Genomic DNA, 17,998 nt, shown 5'->3' with positions numbered 1-17,998 from the left:
ATTCCTCCCGAAAGGACGGGCTTGCCATGCAGGGCGACCCCGAGGTCATCGAGTTCCTGAACGAGCAGCTGACGGGCGAGCTGACGGCGATCAACCAGTACTTCCTGCACGCCAAGATGCAGGAGAACCTCGGCTGGACGAAGCTCGCCACGTACACGCGGCACGAGTCCTTCGACGAGATGAAGCACGCCGAGGTGCTGACCGACCGCATCCTGTTCCTCGAGGGACTGCCGAACTACCAGCGGCTCTTCCACGTCCGGGTGGGGCAGACCGTCACCGAGATGTTCCAGGCCGACCGACAGGTCGAGGTCGAGGCGATCGACCGCCTCCGGCGCGGCATCGAGGTCATGCGGGCGAAGGGCGACATCACGTCGGCCAACATCTTCGAGGACATCCTCGCCGACGAGGAGCACCACATCGACTACCTCGACACCCAGCTCGAACTCATCGAGAAGCTCGGGGAACCGCTGTACATCGCGCAGCTCATCGAGCAGCCCGACAGCTGAGCGGCCGGGCCTCGGCCGTTCAGGCGGCGCCGGCGGCCGCGGGCAGCGGAGCCGTCACCGGCACCGGCAGCGCCGGCGGGACCGGCAGGGAGGCCGGCGCGGGGGCGGCGGGCGCCGCGGGCGTGCCGGGGTTCACCCTGTCGAGCTTCGTACGAGTGGCACAGCCCTCGCCGCGGCCGAGAAGCGCCTGTATCCGGCGCACGCAGGAACCGCAGTCCGTGCCCGCCTTGCAGGCGGAGGCGATCTGGCGAGGGGTGCAGCGGCCGGCGTCCGCATGCTGCTTGACCTGCTCTTCGGTGATGCCGAAGCACGAGCAGACGTACACGCGGTTCTCCCCTCTCTCGATCCCGGCCTGAGGTTAACCTAACCTTACCCCGCCGGTGGAGTGGCTGAAAACCGACGAGGGGCGCGGATCGATGTGATCCGCACCCCTCTCAAGGTCCGCGATGTCCGTGACGGGACGGCCGCCGCTACTGGCCGCGGTACATCTCCGCCACCAGGAAGGCCAGGTCGAGGGACTGGCTGCGGTTGAGCCGCGGGTCGCAGGCCGTCTCGTAGCGCTGGTGCAGGTCGTCGACGAAGATCTCGTCGCCGCCGCCCACGCACTCGGTCACGTCGTCGCCGGTGAGCTCCACGTGGATGCCGCCGGGGTGGGTGCCGAGGCCGTGGTGCACCTCGAAGAAGCCCTTGACCTCGTCGAGCACGTCGTCGAAACGGCGCGTCTTGTGGCCCGAGGCCGCCTCGAAGGTGTTGCCGTGCATCGGGTCGCAGACCCAGGCGACCTGCGCGCCCGAGGCGGTGACCTTCTCCACCAGGTTCGGCAGCAGCTCGCGCACCTTGCCCGCGCCCATGCGCGTGATGAAGGTCAGCCGGCCGGGCTCGCGGTCCGGGTCCAGCCGGTCGATCAGCGCCAGCGCCTCCTCGGGCGTGGTCGTCGGGCCGAGCTTCACACCGATCGGGTTGCGGATCTTCGAGGCGAACTCGATGTGCGCGTGGTCGAGCTGACGGGTGCGCTCGCCGATCCAGACCATGTGGCCGGATACGTCGTACAGCCGGCCGGTGCGCGAGTCCACGCGGGTCAGCGCCGACTCGTAGTCGAGCAGCAGCGCCTCGTGGGAGGCGTAGAACTCGACGGTCTTGAACTCCTCCGGGTCCGCGCCGCAGGCGTGCATGAAGTTCAGCGCGCCGTCGATCTCCCGGGCGAGGGCCTCGTAGCGCTGCCCGGACGGCGAGGACCTGACGAAGTCCTGGTTCCAGGCGTGCACCTGCCGCAGGTCGGCGTAACCGCCGGTGGTGAAGGCACGCACCAGGTTGAGCGTCGCGGCGGACGCGTTGTACAGGCGCTTCAGCCGCTCCGGGTCCGGCACACGGGCCGCCTCGGTGAACTCGAAGCCGTTGACCGAGTCACCGCGGTAGGTGGGGAGGGTCACCCCGTCCCGGGTCTCCGTCGGCTTCGAACGCGGCTTGCTGTACTGGCCGGCGATCCGGCCCACCTTCACGACCGGCACGGACGCGGCGTAGGTGAGGACGGCGCCCATCTGCAGCAGCGTCTTCAGCTTGCTGCGGATCTGGTCGGCGCCGATCTGGTCGAAGGCCTCGGCACAGTCACCGCCCTGCAGCAGGAACGCCTCACCACGGGCCACGGCCCCCAGGCGGTCGCGCAGCTGGTCGCACTCGCCTGCGAAGACGAGCGGCGGATACGACTCGAGGTCCGCGATCACTTCGCGCAGAGCCTCGGGGTCGGGGTACTCAGGCTGCTGCGCCGCGGGCAGTGAGCGCCAGGTCTGGCGCCCGGCGTGGGTTTCAGCGTTCACGGTCACGAAGCCCACATTACGGGGTCGTGTCCGTTCCTTTGCGCACCGGACCAGAGGATGAGACGACCGGGTGACCCCGGCGGAGCCCCCTCCGGCCCACCCCGGGCGGGCCTCCGGGGCGCGGACGGCGTGCCCTTCCAGGGCCCTTGCGCCGGCGCCGCCCGGCGCCCGGTGACAGCGGGTCCGGCCCGTGCGCCTGCCGCCGGGTCCACCCAGTGAGACGCCCACCGGCCGGGGCGTAGGCTGCCCCGCGCACCGCAGCCACCGCGGAAGGGGGGCCGCCGCCATGCCGACGCCGTCCGAGGCGTTCACATACGTCGGACCGGCCGACATCCGCGCCGCCGTGGTGCGGCCCGGCGCGACGGGCCGGGCGGTGCGGTCACCGGACGACCTCCGGGTGTGGCTGGACGGCACCGGATTGGCCGAGCGCGAGGAGCCGTTCACCTACGTCGTCGACCTGACCGGCACCCTCCTCCTGGCACCGCGCCGCAGCGAGCACGTGGCGTGCGCCGGTGGCGGCCCCGTGCTGGCCGCGGGGGAGATCACGTTCGCCGCGGGCGTGGACGGTGGAGGGGAGGTGACCGAGGTCAGCAACCAGTCGACCGGCTACTGTCCCGACCCGGAGGCGTCCTGGCCGCCCCTGGCGGAGGCCCTCGACCACGCGGGCCTCGCCCGCCCCCGGTGGTTCACCCAGGCGGTCGTCTTCCGGCACTGCCCGCGGTGCGGCGAGCGCAACCTGGTCAAGGACGGCGACTTCACATGCGCCCTGTGCGAATCGCCGCTTCCGCCGCGGCCCGGCCGCTGAGGACGAGCGCCCACCCCAGGCAGCCCAGCGCGCCCGTGCACAGGAGCGTGCGCACCAGGTTCCAGCGGACCCAGGCCGCCTCGAACCGCTCGCGCACACCGGCGGCGTCGGCGAGGCCGCCGGGGTCGCCCGCCGCGTCCAGCCGGTCGTTCAGCGGGATGCTGACGCCGAAGGTGACGGCGAGCACCGCCAGGTAGAGCACGGTCGCGGCGATCACCCACGGGAGCGGTCCGCGGCCTCCGTCCCGCAGCCAGAGCACCACGGCGCCGGCGCACAGCAGCAGCGAGCCGCCGAAGACCAGCAGGAACCAGCCGTTCTGGATGGCGGCGTTGATGCGCTGCATCGCGTCGACGAGTGTGCGGTCGGCCGCCTTGGCGAGACCCGGCATGACAGCGACGGAGAAGGCGAAGAACAGCCCGGCCATGAGACCGACGGCGACGGTGGCGGCGACGAGGACGGCGTCTCGGAAAGTCATGCGTTCAGTGAAGCCGCGCCGCGTGAGACGGAACATGGCCCGAACGCTCCACCCCATACGCGAGCGTCCACAGGGACCACGCGGAAAAACCTCGTGCGGAACCGAACGGGACCGGGATACCGTGCCGCACATGGGTTGCACCTACTACATCAGGCTGCGCCGGGCATAGCCGCGGCGCTCTTCGCCGCGGCATCGGGTCCATCGTCGGAACCTCTTATGTCGCGGAGTGCACACCCATGCCTCACCACCGGTCCATGGTGGGTGGCCGACACGAGCTCGGCCAGAACTTCCTCACCGACCGCACGGTCATCGCCTCCATCGAGGCCCTCGTCGCCGCCACCAGCGGGCCCATCGTCGAGATCGGCCCCGGCGACGGCGCGCTGACCCTCCCCCTCAGCCGCACCGGCCGCCCCCTCACGGCGGTGGAGATCGACCCCCGGCGCGCACAGCGCCTCCAGCGGCGGCTCCCGCGCGGCGCGCACGTCGTCAACACCGACGTCCTGCGCTACCGCTTCCCGCGCGAACCGCACGTGATCGTCGGCAACCTGCCCTTCCATCTGACGACCACCATCATGCGGCGCGTCCTGGCCGCCGACCGGTGGGATTCCGCGGTGCTGCTCGTCCAGTGGGAGGTCGCCCGCCGCCGTGCGGGCATCGGCGGCGCCACCATGCTCACCGCCTCCTGGTGGCCCTGGTACGACTTCGCCCTCCACTCCCGCGTCCCGGCGCGCGCCTTCCGCCCGGCGCCCTCCGTCGACGGCGGCCTGCTCACCATGACCCGGCGCCCGGAGTCCCTCGTCCCCGGTGACCGCCACGCGTATCAGGCGTTCGTCCAGCGGGTGTTCACCGGCCCGGGTCGCGGCCTGCGCGAAGTCCTCGCCCGCACGGGCCACTTCGACCGTGCGGCACTACGCGACTGGCTCCGCGCCGAGCGAGTGCCGCCGTACGCCCTGCCCAAGGACCTCACGGCAGCTCAGTGGGCGTCCCTGTGGCGACTGGTGCGGTGAGGTGAGCCGGCCGGGAAGCGGCCATGCTGTGCGCATGCTGCTCCCCGTCGCCGCCGCGCCGATCCAGTGCGTCCAGGCCGTGAGCATCACCGCTGACGTGGTCCCCCGGCCGCGCACCGTGCCAGGGGACACGATCGACGTCTGGGTCGAGGACGAGGCGCGGAGCGTCCTCGGCCTGGTCGGCGAAGTGCCGGAGGGCGAGCGCGCCCGGTGCTTCGTGCCGGGCTACGGGCTCCGCGCCCACAGCGCCCACGAGGTCCTCTTCGAGGTCGCCCTCTGCTTTCGCTGCGACGGCGCACTGCTGCTCGGCCCAAGGCCCGCGGAGTTGCGCGGCATACAGGCCTTCGACGCCGGCAGCGCACCCGGCCGGGAGAGAGAGCACCGGGGCCGTACGTCCCCGCGATGCCCCGAGGCGTGAGACACCCGTCGCATCGTGGGCGCATGCGTTAGGGTGCGGAGCATGTACGCACAGCAGACGCACCTGCAGTGGTGGTGGACCGCGGATCCGGCGGCCCACTAGCAGCGCGTACGCACAGCCAGACGCTCAGGCCGCCCGAGGGGCGGCCTTCGGTGTTTCTGCGGCCGTCCCTTCCCTCGCCGAAGACCGGAAGGAACCGCCGTGGAGAACCACGACCCCAGCACCGCGCCCTTTGCCGCCGCGCTCGTCGAACGGCTGCTGGACCCCGCGTGCCCACCGTTCGCGCTGCTCAGGCGCAGAGCGCCGGGATGCGCCGCGGACAGCGTGGAAGTGCTGCTCGGCCCGGTCGGGACGGCCGAGCGGCTGACCGACATCGCGCTGCCCACCGGCGCCCCCGAGGGGGCCCGGCCCGCGCTCGACGCGCTGGCGCTGGTGCCGTACCGGCAGATCAGGGAGCGCGGCTTCGACGTGCGGGACGACGGGACGCCGCTGCTCGTGCTCCGCCCCCTGGAGACGTACGAGCTGCCGCTGCCCGAGCTCATGGCGGCCCTGCCCGCGCACGCGGTGCGTGTCGAGGGCGGGGCTTTCGACGTCGACGACGACACGTACGCCGGGATCGTGGAGCGCGTCATCGAGGACGAGATCGGGCGCGGCGAGGGCGCGAACTTCGTCATCCGGCGCACCTTTCGCGGCGAGATCCCGGGGTTCGCGGCGGCGGACGCGCTCGCGCTGTTCCGCAGGCTGCTCGACGGCGAGCGCGGCGCCTACTGGACGTTCGTGGTGCGCACCCCCGAGCGGACCCTGGTCGGCGCGAGCCCCGAGGTGCACGTGCGGATGGCCGGCGGCACGGTCGTCATGAACCCCATCAGCGGCACCTACCGCTACCCCGCGCAGGGGCCGGACGCGGAGGGGCTGCTCGCCTTCCTGCGGGACGCGAAGGAGGTGGAGGAGCTGACGATGGTGGTCGACGAGGAACTCAAGATGATGTGCACCGTCGGCGACCTCGGCGGTGTCGTCGTCGGCCCGCGCCTGAAGGAGATGGCGCACCTGGCGCACACCGAGTACGAGCTGCGCGGCCGCAGCACCATGGACGTGCGGGACGTCCTGCGCGAGACGATGTTCGCCGCGACGGTCACCGGCTCGCCGGTGCAGAACGCCTGCCGGGTGATCGAACGCCACGAGCCGGGAGGCCGCGGCTACTACGCGGGCGCCCTCGCGCTGATCGGGCGGGACGCGGGCGGCGCGCAGACCCTGGACTCCCCCATCCTGATCCGCACGGCCGACGTCGACGCCGCGGGCGGCCTGAAGGTCCCGGTGGGCGCGACGCTGGTACGCCGCTCCGACCCGTACGCGGAGGTCGCCGAGACGCACGCCAAGGCGGCGGCCGTGCTGGCGGCGCTGGGGGTCCGGCCCGGACCGGAGCGGGGCCCGGCGGCGGACCGGCCGCGGCTCGGCGACGACATCCGGGTGCGGGCCGCGCTGGACGGGCGCCGCAGGAACCTGGCGCCGTTCTGGCTGCGGATGCGGACCGCCGAGCAGCCCCGCACGCTGTCCGGGCACGCCCTCGTGGTGGACGCCGAGGACACCTTCACCGCGATGCTCGCGCACGTACTGCGGTCGTCCGGGCTGGAGGTCACCGTGCGCCGCTTCGACGAGCCGGGGCTGCGTCAGGCCGCCCTCGCCCACCTCGGCCCGGTCGTCCTCGGCCCGGGCCCCGGCGACCCGTCCGACACCGGCGACCCCAAGATGGCGCTGCTGCGCGGGCTCACCGCCGAGCTCGTCCGCGGCCACCGGCACGGCCTGCTCGGGGTCTGCCTCGGCCACGAACTGATCGCCGCCGAACTCGGCCTCGACATCGTCCGCAAGGACGTCCCCTTCCAGGGCGCCCAGACAGCGATCGACCTGTTCGGGCGGGCCGAGACCGTGGGGTTCTACAACTCCTTCACCGCCCGCTGCGACGACGCGACGGCGGAGGAACTGGCCATGCACCAGGTCGAGCTGAGCCGCGACCCGGTGACGGGCGACGTCCACGCGATGCGCGGCCCGGGCTTCGCGGGCGTCCAGTTCCACCCGGAGTCGGTGCTCACCCTGGGCGGCACGGCGATCGTGGCGGAGCTCCTGGCGGGGGTGACGGTCGCCGGGTAGCGACGGACGCTCGGGGCCGGGCGTCGCCGTCCGGCTCCGCGCCGCGCCTCGTGAACGCGTTCAAGAAATCTGGACCGGAACTTGGAGTCCACGCGAACCCGTTCCCTCCCGCACGGACTGGGCCCGGGTCGCGGCGGTCATGCCCCTGATGCTCCTGCTCTCGCTCGTCGTGCTGCCCGTCCCGCCCGGGTCCTTCCTCGCCTAGGCCGTGGCGACGCACACCGAGACTGCGGGCAGGTTGGGGCGGTACGCGGGCGGGACCGTCCCCGCCGGGGCCACCGACGTCGCCTGCACCGGCAGCGGCAACCTCAACCACCGGGACCGCGAGATCGACTTCCGCATGCCGCGGGAAGGCGCCGAGGAACGTCTGCTCGACGCCTTCCCACGACTGCGGCGGGAGAGCCGGTGCGCCGCCGACGCCTGCTTCCATGTCGAACCGGACGAAGGCGTGCACGCCGGGCGGGCGGGCTGCCTGGAGGCAACGGTGGAGTACGAGGGCGACCGGGCGCACGTCCACGTCCTCGCCATCTGACAGGCGCCCCCGGCGGTCAGACCGCCGCCGCGGGAAGCTGGTGCGTCCGCGGGGTGACCGCGCGGGCACGGCGGGGGCGGGCGGCGGGGACGGGATCGGACAAGGGGTCGGGAACAGCCGACAGGAGCGGGCCGACGAGGCCCAGCACCGCCGCCAGCATCTCCGGGCCCTCGTGCGTGCCGTCCACCACCAGGTCGGCCACCGCCCGGGAGGGCGCGACATGGGCGACGTGCCGGTCCCGGCCGCTCTGCAGATAGTTCAGCAGGGACAGCCGCGGGTCCTGCCGCTGGACCTCGATCTTGCGGAGGATCTTGCGGGCCAGCCGGACGTCGTCGGGGGCGTCCACGTACACCCGCCAGTCCGCGCGTTCCCGCACCGACGGCAGGGTCAGGGCGAAGAGTCCCTCGACCACCACCAGGCGGACGCCGGGCCGGGCCAGCGCCATGTCGATCGCGGCGCTGACGGCGGCCTCGTCGATGGAGCCGGGATGGTTCCAGTCGAGGACGGCGTGCCCGCCGGCGCTGACCGTCCACACGCCCCTGAGGGGATCGTGCGCGGGCACGTAGTAGTCGTCCAGATGGACCAGTGCGATGCTCTCGGGACACTGCAGCGACAGGGCCTCGGCAAGGGTGGACTTGCCGGATGCGGTGCCGCCTGCGACCGCCAGTACACCCGTCATTCCGGGCGCTCCTCATGTGCTCAAGGGGGATAGACGAAGCGGCCGGACAAGCCGGGTGCAGGGAATGTACGGCCGCGTGATCGCCCATGGCAAGCGGGGAAAGCGCAGACGGCGCCGAGGAAACGCCGTGTTTACCCGAAGAAGACTCCGGCCTCCGTGTAGAGCCGGGGGTCGACCGTTTTGAGCTGGGTCGTCGCGTCGCGGAGCGGGACGCGGACGATCTCCGTGCCGCGCAGGGCGACCATCTTGCCCCAGTCCTGGTCGCGGACCGCGTCGATGGCGTGCAGGCCGAAACGGGTCGCGAGCCAGCGGTCGAATGCGCTGGGGGTGCCGCCGCGCTGGACGTGGCCGAGCACGGTGGTGCGGGCCTCCTTGCCGGTGCGCCGCTCGATCTCCTTGGCCAGCCACTCGCCGACGCCGGAAAGCCTCACGTGGCCGAAGGAGTCGAGCGTCTGGTCCTTGAGCACCATGTCGCCGTCCTTCGGCATGGCGCCCTCGGCGACCACGACGATGGGCGCGTAGCGGATCTTGAAGCGGCTCTCCACCCAGGCGCAGACCTGGTCGAGGTCGAAGCGCTGCTCGGGGATGAGGATGGCGTTGGCACCGCCGGCGAGGCCGGAGTGCAGGGCGATCCAGCCGGCGTGGCGGCCCATCACCTCGACGACGAGGACGCGCATGTGCGACTCGGCGGTGGTGTGGAGGCGGTCGATCGCCTCGGTGGCGATGTTGACGGCGGTGTCGAAACCGAAGGTGTAGTCGGTGGCCGCCAGGTCGTTGTCGATGGTCTTGGGCACGCCGACGCAGGGGACGCCGTACTCGTCCGACAGGGCGGTGGCGACACCGAGGGTGTCCTCGCCGCCGATCGCGACGAGGGCGTCGACCTCGTACTTGGCCAGGTTCTCCTTGACGCGGCGCACGCCGTTCTCCGCCTTGAGCGGGTTCGTGCGCGACGAGCCGAGGATCGTGCCGCCGCGCGGGAGGATGCCGCGGACCGCCGGGATGTCCAGCGGCACGGTGTCGCCCTCGAGGGGGCCGTGCCACCCGTCCCTGAAACCGGTGAACTCGTATCCGTACTCCTGGACACCCTTGCGCACGATGGCACGGATGACCGCGTTGAGCCCGGGGCAGTCTCCGCCGCCGGTCAGCACGCCAACTCGCATGATCCATCCCTTCCCGTTCGCACCTTTTGCCTGCGCCCACGACGCTAGCGTGACCGGCGTCACAGGTGGGATGGGCCGTTCGATGAAATCCTTTGCGCCACGGGGATGTTGGCCCGCCGATTTCACCCTTCCGGGCGGCGTGCGGCGTGGGTGCGGGCGCCCCCGGACCGATGGCGGCGCTACTCCTCGTCCAGGCCTCGTTCGATCGCGTAGCGGACGAGCTCCACGCGGTTGTGGAGCTGGAGCTTGCCGAGGGTGTTCTGGACGTGGTTCTGGACGGTGCGGTGGGAGATCACCAGCCGCTCGGCGATCTGCTTGTAGCTGAGTCCCTTGGCGACGAGCCGCAGGACCTCGGTCTCGCGGTCGGTGAGCCGGGGCGCCTCCGGGGTGTCGGACGCGGCGGGGGCGGGGTCGGAGGCGAGGCGGCGGTACTCGCCGAGGACCAGGCCGGCCAGGCCGGGGGTGAAGACGGGGTCGCCGACGGCGGTGCGCCGGACGGCGTCGAGGAGTTCCTCGCGGCCGGCGGACTTCAGCAGGTAGCCGGTGGCGCCGGACTTCACGGCCTCCAGGACGTCCGCGTGCTCACCGCTGGCGGAGAGCACCAGCACCCGCAGGGCCGGGTTGTCGGCGATGACGTCCTTGCAGACCTGGACGCCGGACAGACCGGGGAGGTTGAGGTCGAGGACGAGCACCTCGGGCATGGCCGCCTTGGCCCGCCGGACCGCCTCCGGACCGTCACCGGCGGTGGCGACCACCACGTATCCGGCCTCGGTGAGGTCGCGGGCGACCGCGTCCCGCCACATCGGGTGGTCGTCGACCACCATCACCTTCACGGCCATGACCCCAATCTCCTCCCTCATTTGGCGAGCCTCAACTCGACTTCTGTCCCCTGCCCGGGCACCGACACCAGTTCCGCCGTGCCGCCGAGGTCCCGGAGGCGGCCGCGGATGGACTGGGCGACCCCGAGCCTGCCCTCGGCCTCGGCGGCCGACAGGCGCCCCTCGGGGATGCCGGGGCCGTCGTCGCGGACGCTGACCAGCACGGCATCGGGTTCGTCCTCGACCAGGATCCAGGCGTGCGCGTCCTCGCCGGCGTGCCGGTGGACGTTCTCCAGGGCGGCGCCCACGGCGGCGGCGAGTTCGCGGGCGGCGCGGCCGGGGACGACGACCGGGGTGCCGGGGGCGGAGACGGTGACCCGGGCGCTGCCGTACGGGGTGAGCAGCGCGCGCAGGTCGCGGGGCGCGTCCGCGTCCTGCCCGGCGTCGACTTCGGCGCCTGCGTCCTTGCCGCCGCGGGGGGACGGCAGGGCGGCGGCGCCGTCGATGACCAGGGTGCGCAGGGCGGCCTCCTGCTCGCCCGCCATCCGGCCGAGGGCCTCGGCCTCACCGCCGATCTCGGCCCCGCGCCGCTGCACCATGGCGAGCACCTGCAGCACGTTGTCGTGGATGTCGCGGGCCAGCCGCTCCCGCTCCCGGGTGGCGGCCTCGATCTGCAGGGCGCGGGCGAGGGTGCGCTCGCTGGCGCGGGCGACCTCGACGACGTACCCGATGGCGATGCTGGCGATGGCGACCAGCAGCACGTTGTGGAGGGTGTCGCGGGCCGGGGAGCCGCGTTCCACGATGTTGGCGCCGCCGACGAGGCAGGAGGCGGCGGCGGCCCAGCGCCAGCCGCCCTTGATGGCGAAGGCGAGCACGGAGCCGGCCGTCCAGATCGACGGCAGGGTGGGGCCGCCGTCGACGATGCGCTGGTGCGACTCGACGAGCGGGGTGATGAGGATGCCGGTGAGGGCGACGCCGAGGTCGGCGATGAGGAAGGGGCGGGTGCAGCGCTGGGGCGAGCTCACCTTGCCGACCGTGGCCAGCGTCCACACGGCGAGCACCGCCATGTAGGCCGCGCCCGCCAGGGGGTGTGCGTGCTCGTGGTAGGCGACGGCGTAGAGCCCGATGGCGTACGCGGCGGTCAGCACCCGGTAGCCGGTGAGGGCGCGCCACAGCGGCTGCTCGACCGACATGCGGGTGACGCGCGCCGGCCGCGCCGCGGGCGGCCCTCCGGTTCTCCCCCCGGCCGCGCCCGTCCTCTCCCCGGCCATGGGCCGTCCCCCTGTTTCCCCCGGGCGTGTCCGGCTAGGACCCGCCGTGCTGCTGCTTCTTCGCCGCCTCGGCGATCTGCCGCTTGGCGGCGGTCGCGTAGATGTCCACGTACTCCTGGCCGGAGAGCTTCATGATCTCGTACATCACCTCGTCGGTGACCGAGCGCAGGATGAACCGGTCGTGCTCCATGCCCATGTAGCGGCTGAAGTCCAGCGGCTTGCCGATCCGGATGCCGGGGCGCATCAGCTTGGGCATCACCTGGCCGGGCGGCTGGATCTTCTCCGTGTCGATCATGGCGACCGGGATCACGGGCGCGCCGGTGGCGAGCGCGATGCGGGCCAGGCCGCCGGGCTTGCCGCGGTAGAGCCGGCCGTCGGGCGAGCGGGTGCCCTCGGGGTAGATGCCGAAGAGCTCGCCGGCCTCGATGACCTTTATCCCGCTGTTGATCGCCGCCTCACCGGCGCCGCGAGCGCCGGAGCGGTCCACGGGGAGCTGGCCGACGCCCTTGAAGAAGGCGGCGGTGAGCTTGCCCTTGATGCCCGGCGTGGTGAAGTACTCGGCCTTGGCGATGAAGGTGACCTTGCGGTCGAGCACGGCGGGCAGGAAGAACGAGTCCGAGAAGGACAGGTGGTTGCTCGCCAGGATCGCCGGTCCCTGTTTGGGGATGTGCTCGAGGCCCTCCACCCACGGCCGGAACGCGGCTCGCAGGGGGTGGCCGATGGCGATCTTCATCACGCCGTACAACAACCGATGACCTCCTGTGTCTGACGGGAAGACCTTAACGCCAGATCCGCCGGTGCTCTCCCCCGGTGTCGGCCGTCCGCGTACTGTGAGGTATCGCTTTTCGCGCATTCCACCGAACAGGAGACGTACGGTGCCGCTGATGCCCGGAGCCGAGCCCTACCGCCAGGACGGCGGTGAGGTCGGCGTCCTGCTGTGCCACGGTTTCACCGGCACACCGCAGTCCATGCGGCCCTGGGCCGAGTACCTCGCCGAGCGGGGCCTGACCGTGTCCGTACCGCTGCTGCCGGGGCACGGCACGCGCTGGCAGGACATGCAGCTGACGGGCTGGGAGGACTGGTACGCGGAGGTCGACCGGGAATTCCGCGCGCTGTCCGAGCGCTGTGACCACGTGTTTGTCTTCGGAATGTCGATGGGCGGGGCCCTGACCCTGCGGCTGGCCGCCCAGCACGGCGCCGCGGTCAGCGGCATCGCCCTGGTCAACCCCTCGGTGAAGGCCGACAGCCACCAGCTGAAGGCCGTCCCCCTGCTGCGCCACTTCGTCCCCTCGGTGCCGGGCATCACCAGCGACATCGCCAAGGAGGGCTCGAAGGAGGTCGGCTACGACCGCACCCCGCTGCGGGCGGTGCACTCGCTGAGCCGTTTCTGGAAGTTGGTACGGCACGGGCTGCCGCAGGTGACGCAGCCGCTCCTGCTGCTGCACAGCCGTGTCGACCACGTGGTGCACCCGTCGAACTCGGCGGTGGTGCTGAGCCGGGTGTCGTCGACGGACGTCACGGAGACGGTGCTGGAGCGCAGTTACCACGTGGCGACCCTCGACCACGACGCGGAGACGGTCTTCGAGCAGTCGTACGCCTTCGTGGAGCGGCTCTCGGGTGCGGGAGAGCGAGCGGACAAGGAGGACGCGGCCAGTGGCTGAGCCCGAGGAGGAGGAGCGTCAGGTGCCCGAGGGCGGCGAGCCGGAACGCGCGCCGCTGGACGAGGAGTCGGCGTGGGCCGAGCTCGTCGCGGCGTACGGGAAGGACCCCGAGCCCGGAACGGGTTCCTGGCCGGCGGCCGAGGACGTCCCGGCGGCGGAGCGGGACGGCGAGGGCGGGTCGGACGGCGAGCGCGAGGGGAACGAGACGGCGGCGGACCCGTCCGCGGTGCCTTCGGCGCCGGACGCGACGCGCATCATCCTGCATCCCGTGCTGTCCGGTCCCCGTGACTACGAACTGGACGAGGACGCCGACGAGGGCCACTACGAGCCGCCGGAGCCGCCGCCGCTCCCGGAGGCGGACGTGACGACCAAGTTCGCCTGGCTCGCCGCGGTGGGCGGGCCGCTGCTGATCTTCGGATTCGTCCTCTTCCAGGAGCCGATGCCGTGGTGGGCCCTCACCGTCGGCATAGGCGGCTTCCTCGGCGGCTTCGCCACCCTGGTGACACGCATGCGTCCGGGCGGCGACGAGGACGACGACCTGCCGGGCGGCGGCGCCGTCGTCTGACGGGCTCCCCGGGTCGTGGAACCCGGATCCGCGATACGGCGAAGTACGGGTGAAAGCCCAAGTCTTCGGAGTGTCGTATGGACGAGAGGAGCCCCGGTGACCGTGGAACCAGGCGTCAGGGTGGGGCAGGACAGTGACGCCTCGGTGATCGAACGGTCCTGGGACGAGCCCGAGACCTTCGCCGTACTGTTCGACCGCCACGCCGGGCCGGTGCACCGCTACGCGGCGCGCCGGCTCGGCACGGAGGCGGCGGACGACCTGATGGCGGACACCTTCGTCATCGCCTTCCAGCAGCGCCACCGCTACGACATCGGGCGCGGCGACGCCCGCCCGTGGCTGTTCGGCATCGCCACCAACCTCGTCGGCCGGCACCGTCGCGCCGAGGCGCGGCGCTTCCGGGCGCTCGCCAAGCTGCCGCCCGCGGACGACGGGGGCGGCCGGGACGAGGCTCTCGCGGAACGGGTGACCGCGCGGGTCAGCGCCCAGGGCGTACGCCGTGAGCTGGCCGGTGCGCTGGCCCGGATCCCGGCCCGCAACCGGGACGTGCTGCTGCTGGTGGCCTGGGCCGACCTCAGCTACGAGGAGGCGGCGCAGGCGCTGGGGGTGCCCGTGGGAACGGTCAGGTCACGGCTCAGCCGGGCTCGCAGCAAGGTGCGCGAGGCGTTGGGCGGTTCCGATCCGACAGCCTTCCGAGAGGACTCCCGGTCATGAACGAGCTGCACGAGCCCGGCGGGGCCCACGACCTCGCCGCCCTGAGGGAGTGGGACGCGGGCGCCGCCCCCCTGACCGACCAGGCGCGTCAGCGCGCCCGCGCCCACCTGTTCACCGTCGTGAACTCCGCACCCGCCACCCGTCCCGCCTCCCCCGTACTGGGCCGTCGCCCGCTGCTGCGCCTGGCGGTGACGGGCGCAGCAGCGGCGGCCGCGGGCGCGGTGACGCTGGTCGCGGTCCGGGAGGCGAAGCCGGAGCGGGAGGACGCGCCGCGGATGCGTGCCGTCAGCGCGGCGACCGTCCTCAGCGGCGCGGCCGCGCGCGAGCGGCGGAACGAGAAGGGGCGGGTCGCGGCGCCCCGCGACGACCAGTTCATCTACACCAGGGAGATCATCAAGGAGACCGAGCAGGGCACCGGCCGGGTCAAGACGTACGTCGACGAGAACTGGCGGTCCGTCGACGACTCCCGGCCTTCGTGGATCATGGAACTCGGCAGGGGCTGGTGGAGCGACCCGGACAAGGACGCCGCCGTCCTGGACGACCCGCACGTCGAATCGGTGTCCGTCTGGCCGCCCCAGGACTGGACGGTGCTCAGGAAGCTGCCGACCGATCCCGAGAAGCTGATCATGGCGGTACAGAGCCGGTTGGCGCACCGCAGGAGCCCGATGGACCGGCTCACCCCCCTGGAGTGGTCCGAGATCGAGTTCGGCCTCGCGGGCCTGCTGAAGCTCGTACCGGTCATGCCGATCGGCCTGAGGCCGGCGGCGTTCGAGGCACTGTCGCTGATCCCGGGGGTCAAGGCCGTCCCGGGTCAGAAGGACGCCAAGGGCAGGACCGGCGTGGCGATCGTCTTCGACGATCCGGCGGAGGCCCGCGGCGGCTTCGGCAGCAACTTCGTCTTCGACGCCGAGACGTACGAGTTCCTCGGTTTCAAGGACGTCCGCACCTCCGGAAGCCGGACCTTCGCCCAGTTCTCCTCTCTCGACCGCTGGGCGATCACCGACCGTGCGAAACAGCGCCCCTGACCGCCGTCAGGCGGACGCGGGCACCCTGAGGGCGGCCAGGACCGGGAGGTGGTCCGTGGCCGCCCTCAGGTCGTGGGCGGTGACGCCGGGCAGGCCGTGCGGGACCCCGCAGCCGAGGACCTCGACGCCCGGGGTCGTGAAGATCGCGTCGATCCGCTGGTGCGGGTCCTGCGGGGTGGAGGTGTACTCACCGCCCCACGGCCGGGCCGCCCAGGCGTCCTGCAGGTCGTCGGCGAGACGGCGGAACGTGCGGCCGTGGGGGCGGTCGTTGAGGTCGCCGCCGACGACCGCGTACGGCTCGCCCATCGCGGCGAGCCGGTCCAGCAGCATGCCGCCCTGGTCGTAGCGTTCGCGCGCCTGGAGCGAGAGGTGGCAGCTGACGACGGACAGGCGGGCGCCGCCGACGCGCACGACGGCGGTGGCGAAGCCGCGCCGGTGCAGGCCGGGTGTGCGGGGCAGCAGGACGTCCTCGGCGCGTTCGACGTGCACCCGCAGGGAGGACAGCACGAGGGGGCCGGTGGCGGTGGCCCCGCCGGTGACGGCGACCAGCCCCGAGGCCCGGGCGAGGCGGGCGACGGCCTTGCGCCAGCGGAAGAAGCGCGGTGCCTCCTGGATCAGCGCCAGGTCGGGGTCGCAGGCGCGGATCACCCGGGCGAGCGCGGCGGTGTCGTCGCGCATCGAGCGGATGTTGTAGCTCAGCACGCGGACGACGGCGGAGCCGTCCGGCTCCGTACGGGACGCCGGCAGCTCCGGCGATCGGCCTTCGCTCACGGGGTCACTGTAGCGGCGGCGCGTTCACGCGGGGCGGACACGGTCGCACGGGGCGGGCGTACCCGGCCGGGAAAGGCGGTGCCCCCGTCACTCCTGTGCGTGGAGTGACGGGGGCACCGGTGCCGTACGGGCGGCCGCAGGGCCGGGTACTAGCCCTGGCGGGCGAGGTCGGCCGCGCCGACGAGACCGGCCTTGCCGCCGAGCTGCGCGGCGAGGACCTGGGCGTGCGGCCGGTACTGGCCGCCGACCAGCCAGCGGCGGAAGGACTTCCGGATGGGTTCGAGGACGAGTTCGCCCTCGTCGGAGACCCCGCCGCCGACGATGAAGGCGGAGGGGTCGAAGAGCGAGGCCAGGTCGGCGAGTCCGGCTCCGGCCCAGCGGGCGAGCTCGCGGAAGGAGTCGACGGCGACCTTGTCCCCGTCGCGCGCGGCGCGGCTGATGTGCTGGCCCTGGATGCCCTCGGGCGTGCCGTCGCCGAGCGACAGCAGCAGGGTGGCGTTCTCCGGTTGGGCGACGGCCCGCTGCTTGGCGTAGCGCACCAGTGCCCGGCCGGAGGCGTACTGCTCCCAGCAGCCCTGGCTGCCGCAGCCGCACAGCAGGCCGTCCGGCACCATGCGGATGTGGCCGAACTCCCCTGCCACACCGAAGCGGCCGCGGCGCAGCTTGTTGCCGATGATGATGCCGCCGCCGAGCCCGGTTCCCAGGGTGATGCAGATGACGTCGTCGTGGCCCTGGCCGGCACCGAATCGGTACTCGCCCCAGGCGGCGGCGTTGGCGTCGTTCTCGACGACGACGGGCAGTCCGACGCGCTGCTCGACCTTGTCCTTCAGCGGCTCGTGCCGCCAGCGGATGTTGGGCGCGAAGAGCACGGTGGCGCGCTTGTCGTCGACATAGCCGGCGGCGCCGATGCCGACGGCCTCGACCGTGTGGCCGGCACTGACGTCGTGCACCGCTGTCGCGATGGCGTCGACGACGCCCTCGGAGGTCTGCGGGGTCGGCACTTTGACGATTTCGAGAATCGAGCCTTCCTCGTCGACCACGCCGGCCGCGATCTTGGTGCCGCCGATGTCGACGCCGATGGTGAGTCCCATGTATCCCTCAGTATTCGGTCGAGCCCCGCTGCGTCCAACCGTACCGGAGGGCGGCCTGCGCCCTGTTCGGGCCCGATGTTCCGTGCCGGGTCCGTGTCGCGCCGTTCAGTCCAGGTCGATGCGCTCGCTGGGCGGGGTGTCCCCGCCGGAGGTCCAGCGGCGTTCCTGCCCGCTCACCGCGGCGCGGTAGGCGGCCAGGAGTTCGGCGCCCGCGGCGGCGAGGTGGTCGAAGACCTCGGGGTTGCGTTCGACGATCGGCTCCACGGCCTGTTTGACCTGGGAGATCAGCCCCTGCGCCGCCATCTCCGCGGCGGGGGTGCGAAGCATCGACAATCGGTCGGTGACGGCTTCCGCGAGACGTCGCAGCTCCTCGCCGGCGCTGCCGGGGGTCTGGCCGCTCTGCTGCCGCCTGCGGGCGTTCTCGGCGGCGATGTCCTCCGCGCTCGCCTTGGCCCAGGCGTCGGAATCGGCGTCGGGGCGGCCCGCGCGGTCCGTTGATTCGCTCATGGTGGCTCCGTAAGGCTCCGGCTTGGTACCCACGACG

The 17,998-nt window shown here is 72.6% G+C and carries 22 protein-coding genes; 11 read left to right on the top strand and 11 right to left on the bottom strand.

Features of this window, described 5'->3' with window-relative positions; translation table 11 throughout:
• Positions 1 to 26: 26 nt before the first annotated feature.
• On the top strand, positions 27 to 506 hold the full coding sequence (gene bfr, locus PV342_RS31140) for a bacterioferritin (protein ID WP_391577209.1): 480 nt from the start codon (positions 27 to 29) through the stop codon (positions 504 to 506).
• Between the two features lie 19 nt (positions 507 to 525).
• Here bfr and PV342_RS31135 read toward each other — a convergent pair whose 3' ends face one another.
• The gene (locus tag PV342_RS31135; RefSeq protein WP_392605462.1) at positions 526 to 831 is read right to left on the bottom strand and encodes a (2Fe-2S)-binding protein; all 306 of its coding nucleotides are present in this window, start codon (positions 829 to 831) and stop codon (positions 526 to 528) included.
• Positions 832 to 976: 145 nt separating this feature from the next.
• Positions 977 to 2,326, bottom strand: a complete 1,350-nt coding sequence (locus PV342_RS31130) for a class II 3-deoxy-7-phosphoheptulonate synthase (RefSeq protein WP_391577211.1) — start codon at positions 2,324 to 2,326, stop codon at positions 977 to 979.
• A 280-nt stretch (positions 2,327 to 2,606) separates the two neighbouring features.
• Between PV342_RS31130 and PV342_RS31125 the strand changes: the two genes are divergently transcribed.
• A complete protein-coding gene (locus PV342_RS31125; protein WP_400803003.1) occupies positions 2,607 to 3,125 on the top strand; it encodes a hypothetical protein in 519 nt (172 codons plus the stop codon).
• Here the strand turns inward: PV342_RS31125 and PV342_RS31120 are convergent.
• The gene (locus tag PV342_RS31120) at positions 3,076 to 3,600 is read right to left on the bottom strand and encodes an anthrone oxygenase family protein (RefSeq protein WP_500319564.1); all 525 of its coding nucleotides are present in this window, start codon (positions 3,598 to 3,600) and stop codon (positions 3,076 to 3,078) included. The two genes, PV342_RS31125 and PV342_RS31120, sit on opposite strands and share 50 nt — an antisense overlap.
• 254 nt (positions 3,601 to 3,854) lie before the next feature.
• Between PV342_RS31120 and erm the strand changes: the two genes are divergently transcribed.
• The 5 genes from erm to PV342_RS31095 all read left to right on the top strand — a co-directional run bounded on the left by erm (position 3,855) and on the right by PV342_RS31095 (position 7,702).
• Positions 3,855 to 4,607: a 23S ribosomal RNA methyltransferase Erm gene (gene erm / locus PV342_RS31115; RefSeq protein WP_386989207.1), complete on the top strand. Its 753-nt coding sequence runs from the start codon at positions 3,855 to 3,857 to the stop codon at positions 4,605 to 4,607.
• Between the two features lie 34 nt (positions 4,608 to 4,641).
• A complete protein-coding gene (locus PV342_RS31110; protein WP_400802996.1) occupies positions 4,642 to 5,025 on the top strand; it encodes a hypothetical protein in 384 nt (127 codons plus the stop codon).
• Positions 5,026 to 5,067: 42 nt separating this feature from the next.
• On the top strand, positions 5,068 to 5,127 hold the full coding sequence (locus tag PV342_RS31105) for a trp operon leader peptide (RefSeq protein WP_494400582.1): 60 nt from the start codon (positions 5,068 to 5,070) through the stop codon (positions 5,125 to 5,127).
• A 99-nt stretch (positions 5,128 to 5,226) separates the two neighbouring features.
• Entirely contained in the window at positions 5,227 to 7,170 is a 1,944-nt protein-coding gene (locus PV342_RS31100) for an anthranilate synthase family protein (protein WP_400802993.1), read from the top strand.
• Positions 7,171 to 7,378: 208 nt separating this feature from the next.
• On the top strand, positions 7,379 to 7,702 hold the full coding sequence (locus PV342_RS31095; RefSeq protein ID WP_400802990.1) for a hypothetical protein: 324 nt from the start codon (positions 7,379 to 7,381) through the stop codon (positions 7,700 to 7,702).
• Between the two features lie 16 nt (positions 7,703 to 7,718).
• Here PV342_RS31095 and PV342_RS31090 read toward each other — a convergent pair whose 3' ends face one another.
• The 5 genes from PV342_RS31090 to PV342_RS31070 form a co-directional block, all read right to left on the bottom strand.
• Positions 7,719 to 8,381 (bottom strand): uridine kinase family protein, encoded by a 663-nt coding sequence (locus PV342_RS31090; protein ID WP_386989198.1) that lies wholly within the window; start codon positions 8,379 to 8,381, stop codon positions 7,719 to 7,721.
• Between the two features lie 131 nt (positions 8,382 to 8,512).
• Positions 8,513 to 9,541: a 6-phosphofructokinase gene (locus tag PV342_RS31085; protein ID WP_026250622.1), complete on the bottom strand. Its 1,029-nt coding sequence runs from the start codon at positions 9,539 to 9,541 to the stop codon at positions 8,513 to 8,515.
• Between the two features lie 179 nt (positions 9,542 to 9,720).
• The gene (locus PV342_RS31080) at positions 9,721 to 10,380 is read right to left on the bottom strand and encodes a response regulator (RefSeq protein WP_089221871.1); all 660 of its coding nucleotides are present in this window, start codon (positions 10,378 to 10,380) and stop codon (positions 9,721 to 9,723) included.
• A gap of 17 nt (positions 10,381 to 10,397) precedes the next feature.
• Positions 10,398 to 11,552: a MacS family sensor histidine kinase gene (gene macS / locus PV342_RS31075; protein ID WP_500319560.1), complete on the bottom strand. Its 1,155-nt coding sequence runs from the start codon at positions 11,550 to 11,552 to the stop codon at positions 10,398 to 10,400.
• 112 nt (positions 11,553 to 11,664) lie between these two features.
• Positions 11,665 to 12,378 (bottom strand): lysophospholipid acyltransferase family protein, encoded by a 714-nt coding sequence (locus PV342_RS31070; RefSeq protein ID WP_106434813.1) that lies wholly within the window; start codon positions 12,376 to 12,378, stop codon positions 11,665 to 11,667.
• Between the two features lie 127 nt (positions 12,379 to 12,505).
• Between PV342_RS31070 and PV342_RS31065 the strand changes: the two genes are divergently transcribed.
• From PV342_RS31065 to PV342_RS31050, 4 genes are all read left to right on the top strand, one after another.
• A complete protein-coding gene (locus PV342_RS31065; protein ID WP_500319558.1) occupies positions 12,506 to 13,291 on the top strand; it encodes an alpha/beta hydrolase in 786 nt (261 codons plus the stop codon).
• Entirely contained in the window at positions 13,284 to 13,856 is a 573-nt protein-coding gene (locus PV342_RS31060; RefSeq protein WP_400802980.1) for a hypothetical protein, read from the top strand. The genes PV342_RS31065 and PV342_RS31060 overlap by 8 nt, the downstream gene beginning before the upstream one ends.
• 96 nt (positions 13,857 to 13,952) lie before the next feature.
• The gene (locus PV342_RS31055) at positions 13,953 to 14,567 is read left to right on the top strand and encodes an RNA polymerase sigma factor (RefSeq protein WP_400802978.1); all 615 of its coding nucleotides are present in this window, start codon (positions 13,953 to 13,955) and stop codon (positions 14,565 to 14,567) included.
• On the top strand, positions 14,564 to 15,592 hold the full coding sequence (locus PV342_RS31050; RefSeq protein WP_500319556.1) for a CU044_5270 family protein: 1,029 nt from the start codon (positions 14,564 to 14,566) through the stop codon (positions 15,590 to 15,592). Before PV342_RS31055 ends, PV342_RS31050 begins: the two co-directional genes overlap by 4 nt.
• A 6-nt stretch (positions 15,593 to 15,598) precedes the next feature.
• On the opposite strand, the gene PV342_RS31045 is transcribed toward PV342_RS31050, so the two are convergent.
• The 3 genes from PV342_RS31045 to PV342_RS31035 all read right to left on the bottom strand — a co-directional run bounded on the left by PV342_RS31045 (position 15,599) and on the right by PV342_RS31035 (position 17,961).
• Entirely contained in the window at positions 15,599 to 16,363 is a 765-nt protein-coding gene (locus PV342_RS31045) for an endonuclease/exonuclease/phosphatase family protein (RefSeq protein WP_400802972.1), read from the bottom strand.
• A gap of 149 nt (positions 16,364 to 16,512) precedes the next feature.
• Positions 16,513 to 17,454, bottom strand: a complete 942-nt coding sequence (locus PV342_RS31040) for an ROK family glucokinase (RefSeq protein ID WP_018557061.1) — start codon at positions 17,452 to 17,454, stop codon at positions 16,513 to 16,515.
• A 105-nt stretch (positions 17,455 to 17,559) separates the two neighbouring features.
• Complete coding sequence (locus tag PV342_RS31035) at positions 17,560 to 17,961, bottom strand: DUF5304 family protein (RefSeq protein ID WP_018557060.1); 402 nt, start codon at positions 17,959 to 17,961, stop codon at positions 17,560 to 17,562.
• Between the last annotated feature and the right edge of the window lie 37 nt (positions 17,962 to 17,998).

Origin of the sequence: Streptomyces sp. PA03-3a, from assembly GCF_033792735.1 — a bacterium.
Classification (GTDB): domain Bacteria; phylum Actinomycetota; class Actinomycetes; order Streptomycetales; family Streptomycetaceae; genus Actinacidiphila.
Note: the sequence above shows the minus strand (reverse complement) of the source record. Positions and strands in the feature narration are given on the sequence as shown.